We start from the raw sequence: 3,502 nt of genomic DNA on the forward strand, positions 1-3,502 counted from the left end.
CCTTCATCAAGTAACTGTTTCACAACCCACCTGCCGATAAATCCAGCCCCGCCTGTTACTAGTATATTCATAACTTTACCTCCCTTTTCCATCTGTTAGTCGTTCGATTAATTTATTTAATCGAACACCTGATGAATTACCTTGGTTTGGATATGCTTCATTTAAAAACTCAACTTGTTTTCGACTGATTTTCTTAGTTTTTTTATCTTTCATAAAGTATTGGTGGACTGTCCTTGCTAACGGTTTAGGGTTTTGATGAACTAATTCACCGAGTTTGTCAAAATAACCTGAATATCCTGGAAATGGTCTATTTAAGATAAATACTTGTTTTTGGGCTAACATAGACTCTAATGCAACAGTTGATGAATAGACGACGACAGTATCGACATGATGGATTACATCATAGAGTGGAATGCCTTTAGTCGACTTCAAATTAGGAAACTCGTTTATTAAAGGATGCTTGGCGTTATTTGGATAATCTCGTAACACTAAGTTGTAATTTCCTAAACGATTTAACCTTGTAATAAACTGTCGCCAATCATTGAGTTGGTTTTTCCCTCGTACAACAATGAGTATCGTTTTCTTCTTTGGACTAAGTTTTAACTTTTTATTAAAGTTCTGTTTTGACATCCCTGCACCTTTCTCTAGTAGATCAAACCGCGGATGCCCAACAATTTCTAAACCATTTGGTTTTACTGACTTCGATTGAAACCATTGTTTTTCAAACTCACCGTAAACAGCGTCAACTTGGGCGACCTTTGGTAAATAGCCAAACTCGCTAGAAATAATACCATGCTGCATGCAAATTGTCGGAATTCCATACTTTCTTGCTACGACGACTAACGTTCTGGATTGTGGATAATGGGTTGATGCCACGACTAAGCAAGATGGTTTTACCTTTTGAAAGAAATCTTCAGATTCGTTGATCCGTTTAATAATGATTTCGAATTGTTCAAGTAGTCTCTGTTTAAATGCAGGATGGATTAGTGGATGGTGTCGATTACTCTTCATAATTTTGTTTGTCGTTTTATTTACTTGTTGAATGTTATTTTCTAAGTTCGGTTCATTCATATAATCTTGTAAATAATGTATTGGTATTGTTCGGTCATTACTAGTTCGCTTACGATTTGATTTTTCTAGTAAAAGAATTGATTTCATTCTATGAAACTGTTCTTGAGGTAATCTAAGCAAGTGATAGACATCATGGTAAGCAACTGGCCCTGGCTTAGACTTCCGTTCTTTTATAGGATAATTTGTTAAAAATTCATTGAATTTCTCTTGAATTTCCACTCCACTTTGTCGTGTGTGATTAAGATTGCTCGTTAAACTAGGATTGCCTAGGCGATTGAACAGAGAGTCATTTTTTGAAATCAAACTTCTAAAATGACAAAAAAAAGCAAGGTTATAGCCTTTATATTTCACAGTTTGAAACATATCTAAAAAATCGGCATAAAGGCTCCAATAATGTTGTTCATAAAGTTGTTTGTCCACCTTCTCCTCACCCCTTTAACACTTGAGCTGCTTGACATAAACTAAGAATTTCTTCTTTTGTAATCGGAATTGGTATATTTGAACGGTACGTGCCAACTTCAGCAACAGGCCAATCTTGCTTGCGATGACTAATCATATACATATCATCTAAATCGTAGGCTTTAACCGACTCATCAAAAGTCATCAGTTCTTCATACCTTTTTTCACCAGGACGCAAGCCGATCTCTTCGATTGTAATCTTCTCTGGATTGAGTTTATTTTGCTTACATGTCACCTCAATGACAACTTCGGCTAAATCATTTAATTGAATAACTGGCATTTTTAAAACGAAGATTTCGCCACCGATCGATCTTTCCATCGCCTTCATCATGAGGGAAACTGCTTGGTTCGGTGTCATCATAAACCGTGTCATAGCAAGGTCTGTGGCCGTAATTGCTTGGCGCATTAATATTTGTCTTTGAAACAACGGAATGACAGAACCTCGAGAACCGATGACATTGCCGAATCGGACAGCTGAAACGATTGGTCCTGTTAAGTCTTTTTCAGTAGCTTGAATAATTCGCTCCGCCATTAATTTCGTTGCTCCGTACGTATTTGTCGGTGAAACGGCTTTATCAGAACTCGAAAGCAACACTTTTTTTACTTGCTGGGCTTTAGCTGCTTGAATGACGTGATATGTTCCTTTCACATTCGTCTGTACCGCTTCATAAGGGTAACTCTCGCAAGCTGGAACGTGTTTCATCGCTGCTAAATGAAAAACATAATCGATTCCTTCCATCGCACTTTGTAAACTCGTATAATCTCTTACATCTCCAATGACAAATTGAATGTTGTCGTAATTTTTTAGACGATCTTGTTGGATAAACTGCTTATACTCATCACGGCTGTAAATTCGAATTAACGCTGGTTTTTCATTTAATAGATTTTGAACTAGATGCTGCCCAATCGCACCTGTTCCACCTGTAATTAATATTTTTTTTCCTTTATAAGTCACATCGCTCCCTCTTTTCTACTAACAATCATTGAACACTTGGTCTTCCCTAACAAAAAGGCTCTATATATCACATTCTTATTCTTAATTAGTAGATTTGGTATGGACATGAGCAGTTAATATGTAGAAATCAACAAAACGCACAGGAGTGTAGCCTGTGCGTCATTAGTTGAGTGTAATCTCGTATACATCTTGCCCGAGCGGCACGACTTGAAATGATGTACGCGTTTCTTCGATTTGATCGAGTTTATTAAAAAACTGTTCTAAGTCCTTTTCGGTTAAGCGGGAGAAACGGTATCTCGCTTTTTTATTTTTTTTGATCGGTGAGATAGATTGTGGCGGTTGTTTTGATTTGGGGTTAAGTTGTTTCAATGTGTTTATTATTTTTTCATACGCATGACCTGTTGACCAACTGGAGACATAGTGGTCCAAAATGTTTTGTTGTTTTCTCGTTGGCTGGGGTGTTGTAGGGTTGTCAACGGCTTGTAACACTTCATCAATTGTTGTGACTTTGTCGCTAAACTGATTCGGTAAAAAGACGTCGTAACGATTGTCTTCAACTGGCATGTATGTGATGGATTGTTTTTTTAACAAAAAGGCTTCAAGCCCGGTCGTACAGCCGTTATGAATGACAACTTCTGATGCTAAAATCCAGTCAATAACATTTCCGAACGGGGCAATGATGACATTGTCGTATGATTGAAAACGTTTTTGATACGTGCGGTGGTTTTCAGCAGGGTGCGGGCGGATGACAATTGTTTGATGGGGCTCTTGCCTGGCGATCGTTTCGATTAACTTAACGAACTGTTGAAACAATGTTTTCATATAGTTGTATTGCTCGTGGCTTTTGTGATTGCTTGGTTTTTTCGGAATATAAATCGCAAAGCGGGTGTTAATTAAAATAAAAGGGCCGTAGCTTGTTTGAATGCTTTTCACTCTAGATTTGTAAAGTGGTCGATATTTTTCTTTTAACAAATCAAATCGGGGATTTCCTGTTAGGGTGATGTTTTGTTGTGGCAC

The 3,502-nt window shown here is 37.5% G+C and carries 4 protein-coding genes; all 4 read right to left on the bottom strand.

The genetic code is table 11. The features are described 5' to 3' along the window. Positions 1–92: NAD-dependent epimerase/dehydratase family protein (locus A194_RS21225; RefSeq protein ID WP_337442998.1), on the bottom strand; the 92-nt coding region annotated here is incomplete at its 3' end. Next, positions 76–1,290: a hypothetical protein gene (locus A194_RS0115430; RefSeq protein WP_157783082.1), complete on the bottom strand. Its 1,215-nt coding sequence runs from the start codon at positions 1,288–1,290 to the stop codon at positions 76–78. The genes A194_RS0115430 and A194_RS21225, both read right to left, overlap by 17 nt. Positions 1,291–1,498: 208 nt before the next feature. Beyond that, positions 1,499–2,485, bottom strand: a complete 987-nt coding sequence (locus A194_RS0115435; protein WP_017187695.1) for an SDR family NAD(P)-dependent oxidoreductase — start codon at positions 2,483–2,485, stop codon at positions 1,499–1,501. A gap of 162 nt (positions 2,486–2,647) precedes the next feature. Further along, positions 2,648–3,502 (bottom strand): surface carbohydrate biosynthesis protein (locus A194_RS0115440; protein WP_157783083.1); only part of this gene is annotated, 855 nt, incomplete at its 5' end.

This window comes from Alkalibacillus haloalkaliphilus C5, from assembly GCF_000269905.1.
GTDB lineage: Bacteria > Bacillota > Bacilli > Bacillales > Alkalibacillaceae > Alkalibacillus > Alkalibacillus haloalkaliphilus_A.